This window comes from Burkholderia sp. BDU5, assembly GCF_001522845.1.
In the GTDB taxonomy this organism is placed as follows: domain Bacteria; phylum Pseudomonadota; class Gammaproteobacteria; order Burkholderiales; family Burkholderiaceae; genus Burkholderia; species Burkholderia mayonis.
The window spans coordinates 1-3,805 of record NZ_LOWC01000022.1 but is presented as its reverse complement, the minus strand read 5'-3'; the positions used below and the strand labels follow the sequence as shown (position 1 = coordinate 3,805).

At 57.7% G+C, this 3,805-nt stretch carries 4 protein-coding genes; all 4 read left to right on the top strand.

What is annotated here, in order from left to right:
• Positions 1-470 precede the first annotated feature (470 nt).
• Positions 471-1,007, top strand: a complete 537-nt coding sequence (gene mobC / locus WS69_RS04390; RefSeq protein ID WP_059469588.1) for a plasmid mobilization relaxosome protein MobC — start codon at positions 471-473, stop codon at positions 1,005-1,007.
• Between the two features lie 227 nt (positions 1,008-1,234).
• Positions 1,235-2,200 (top strand): hypothetical protein, encoded by a 966-nt coding sequence (locus WS69_RS04385; protein WP_156437932.1) that lies wholly within the window; start codon positions 1,235-1,237, stop codon positions 2,198-2,200.
• A gap of 372 nt (positions 2,201-2,572) precedes the next feature.
• Positions 2,573-2,872, top strand: a complete 300-nt coding sequence (locus WS69_RS04375; protein WP_059469585.1) for a hypothetical protein — start codon at positions 2,573-2,575, stop codon at positions 2,870-2,872.
• Positions 2,872-3,690 (top strand): type IV secretion system protein, encoded by an 819-nt coding sequence (locus WS69_RS04370; RefSeq protein ID WP_059469584.1) that lies wholly within the window; start codon positions 2,872-2,874, stop codon positions 3,688-3,690. Before WS69_RS04375 ends, WS69_RS04370 begins: the two co-directional genes overlap by 1 nt.
• Positions 3,691-3,805 lie beyond the last annotated feature (115 nt).

Genomic DNA, 3,805 nt, shown 5'->3' with positions numbered 1-3,805 from the left:
GTTGTTCCGATGCCTGAGGTTAACAGCTCGCCGCGAAAGTTAACAGCCCCACCGGGCCTTTTTGAAACCGTCTCTTATAGCGACACTTGTTATCCCCTATCCCGTACCGGTCCGGAATCAGTTGCTGATGGCAACGGTTGGAACCGGCGCACTGGCGCTGACGTATGCCTACGACGCGATTTTGGGCTTTCTGGCCGGGTGCAGCGAGGGGATTCGAGGAGCGTCATGAACCATAGCCAAATGTGCCAACCAGCGGCGGGAGCCGCTATCGAGGGGGAAACCCTCGCCTTTGGAAGCAACGACGACATAGTCGCGCGGGAGCGCGACGAAGCGCTTCGATGCCCTGTGCGTTCGTGTATTGCGCAATACAGACAGACGAAAACTTTCGTCAACGAAAGTGGCGATGTGTCTTGTGTTCTAGGGCAGGAAACACTTTCTTCTAGAAAGTGGGCACGTAGCGGAGCCATGGCATGACCGAGTACATGACGATCCGCACTCGGGTGTCACGAGAAACGAAGGACAAGTTTGCCGCCGCCGCTCGGCGTCATGGTTGCCGAAGCGAAGCACAGCTTCTCAGGCTTATGCTCGACAAGGTATTGCAAGCTGAGCCGCAGCCGGTGATGTGCCGCGTGAGGAATCCGGGTACCAGCGGAACGCAGGTGAACGTTCTGCTGACGACGGAAGAACATCAGTCGCTTTCAGTCGCGGCTTCCGAGGAAGGGCTCCGCCGAACGGAATGGATCGTCAAGCTCATACGGGCGACGTTGTTTCAGCAGCCGCAGTTCAACCGCGCGGAAGTTGACGCGTTGTCGGAGTCGAGTAGGCAACTCGCGGCTATTGGCCGGAACCTCAACCAGATCGCTCGTACTTTGAATATGGAGCCGAACGCGAGCCGAAGCGTCACGGTAGAGCGCATAGAGGCTCTCTCGGCCGAGATCAAGGCGCATTGCGCCCTTGTCGCTGAGTTGACGGACGCAAGCATCAACCGAAGGAGCGCGAAGCGATGACTAGCCGCGCTGTCGAAAAACTCTTCGATACCCTCGGGATACTGGATTCGTCCGACTCTGAGGAGCTTCGGCGCCTCGCATCGGTTCACACCGGAAGGCAATCGAGCGGGCAGGTGAGACCGTCCATCCCGAAGCTGCATTCCAGAGCAAGGCGACCGACGATTGCCAAGTCCGAGTCGGCTCGGACTGCCATTGCCCGTGTGGTGCATCGTGTGCCGGAGGCCGTCGTGAAAGTCAGCAGTGTGGCGAAGACAACCAGTCATGTATGGGCTCATCTGACCTATATCACGCGCAACGGCCGAATCGCCGCCGAAACCGATGGCGGACAACAATTGACGTGCCTCGAAGATATCCGTGAGTTGCAGGAGTATTGGTCCGGCTGCCCAACCAAGCATCGTACCAATGGAAAGCTTGCGGTGAACTTTGTGCTGTCGATGCCGGCTGGGACGAACGTGGAGCGGCTAACGTCTGCGGTTCGCGCGTTTTCACGCGACGCGTTTGCCGGGCATGAGTACGCGTTTGTCCTGCATACACCGGACACGGATCCGGATCCGCAGGCCCCACCGCATCCGCACGCTCACATATGCGTCAGAGCCGGCTCGGTTCGCGGGAAGAGGCTTCTTCATGGCCCGTCGGAACTGTGGGCCTTCCGACAACTATTCGCACAGAAGCTGCGCGAACAGGAGATCGATGCCGTGGCAACGCCTCGATCAGTTCGCGGTGTTGTGAAAAAGGCCGCGCGACAGAATCTGTACCACATCACTAAGGACCCGAAAAAGAAGAATCGGCGATCAACCGTTGAACTCGCCAAGCTTCGCGAGGCAGCGAAGGCGGTACTGAGTGGAATCAAGATCAACGGGGTATGGGAAGCAAGGGTTGCACAACGCCGCGATGAACTCTGCACCGGTTGGCTCGCGCTGGCCGGCGGGCTGGAAGCGTCTGGGCGTTCCGAAGACACGCTTCTAGGTAGAGACATCAGACGCTTTGTAAGCAGCCTGCCGGCGCCTCGGACGGAACGTCAGGACATCGCGAGGCAGATGCGCGAAAGTCGGGAAGAACTCGATCGTCGCAAGGGCAAACAGGCTATGTCGGCAAACGCGACCGACGCCGACCGGCCCGACCCGAAGACGGCTGGCGTGACGACGACATCGGTGCGCAATCGAGCACGGGGGAAGGACGACTACGAACGTTGATTTTGTGCCCGGTGCGGCTCTTTCGAATGGAGCTCCGGCTACGTTGTGGGCTCTCACGGGCCTCGCGTTCGCTGCCAACGCAGAAACGCCGTGTTTTTTTCGGGACGATCGGGCGGTAGCACGCTCGATCGCCCCTAACCAAGACCCACCTGCAAGGAGGTGAATGATGGCTGCCGCCAATAGTACCGCGTGTCCCGATTTGCTCACTTGGTACACATCCGTCCAGTCGACGGTTCATGGAATGGGCAAATGCATCGATTTGCTGAGGCCGAATCCCATGTATGACGACATCGCGGAAATGATGAGTGTTTTCCATGAGCGCTTGGATCGGCTGATGGCTGACGGTCTCCCCGTCGTTACGGAGGTGCTGTGATGAGTGAGAGCTTAGTCAGGTTCGAAACGGCCCTCGAAATTCTGAATTCGATGATCGGGTTCGTCGTCGGCGAGATCGCACTCGAGGAGAACAAACGACAGCCGGATCGGGTGATGCTGGGCCACCTCCACATTAAGCGGCAGCTACTAGCTTTCGAGCGCCGCACGCTCGACGCATGCGACGACGCTGCAATTGAACGTGTGTGTCGCGACTACGGAAAATATCTGAAGAGGCTGCGAGCGGGAAAAACTTTAGTCAACGAAAGTCTCGCTGACCGGACACCGAAAGGAGAAAACTGATGACGCTCACCATCTATGCAAACATCTTCACGCACTATCAGAGCGCGATTGAGGCGTTTCTTGATGCGGCGGTCCGAAGGACGATGACGGCGATGCTGCCGGTCGTAACGTCGTGCCTTGGAATTTACTTCATCCTGTATTCCTGGGCGGGCATTCGTGGCAAGGTGCAAGACTGGGGAAACGATATGGTGTTCCGCGTCATCCGGATCTCCTTGATTCTCAGCATCGGGTTTTCGGTGGCGGGCTACGGCCAATACGTGCTGGATCCCGTTATGAATCTGCCCACGGATCTTGCGAGCGTCGTTACTGGGCAGACCGCCGATTCGATTGCCGGTCCGTCGATCCTCGACAGACAGCTTGCGCAGGCGTGGGCTCTCGGGCACGACGCCGTTTCCAAGGGCTCGATGTTGACCTCCAGCGGATTCTCGTTCTTCCTGTCGGGGCTGATCTACTACGCATCCGGGTTCATCATGACGGCCTACGCTGCGTACCTCATCCTGCTTTCAAAAGGAATGCTGACGGTCCTGCTCGCCTTGGGTCCGATCTTCATCGGTTGCCTGATTTTCGATGTCACAAAACGGTTCTTCGATGCTTGGCTCGGTTTGCTCGTCAACTATGTCTCTGTGAATGTCTTCGCCGTGACCGTGTTGTCGTTTACCTTCGTCGCATTTCAGCAGTACCTTGATGCGATGACGCCGGATTCGGGGCTCGGCAGCGCGTTGGGTTTGCTGCTGATCGCAATCATCGACGTGCTCATCATCATGGGAGTTACGCATGTCGCATCTAGCCTATGGCGTGTTCACACTACATTGATTTAAGGTTATGCTTCGGGGATGGAAATCTCCGAAGCCCAATACAAACAGATCGAACATTGCCTGCCGCGACAGCGAGGCAATGTGAGCCTGCCGAACCTGCAAGTGCTCAACGCGATCC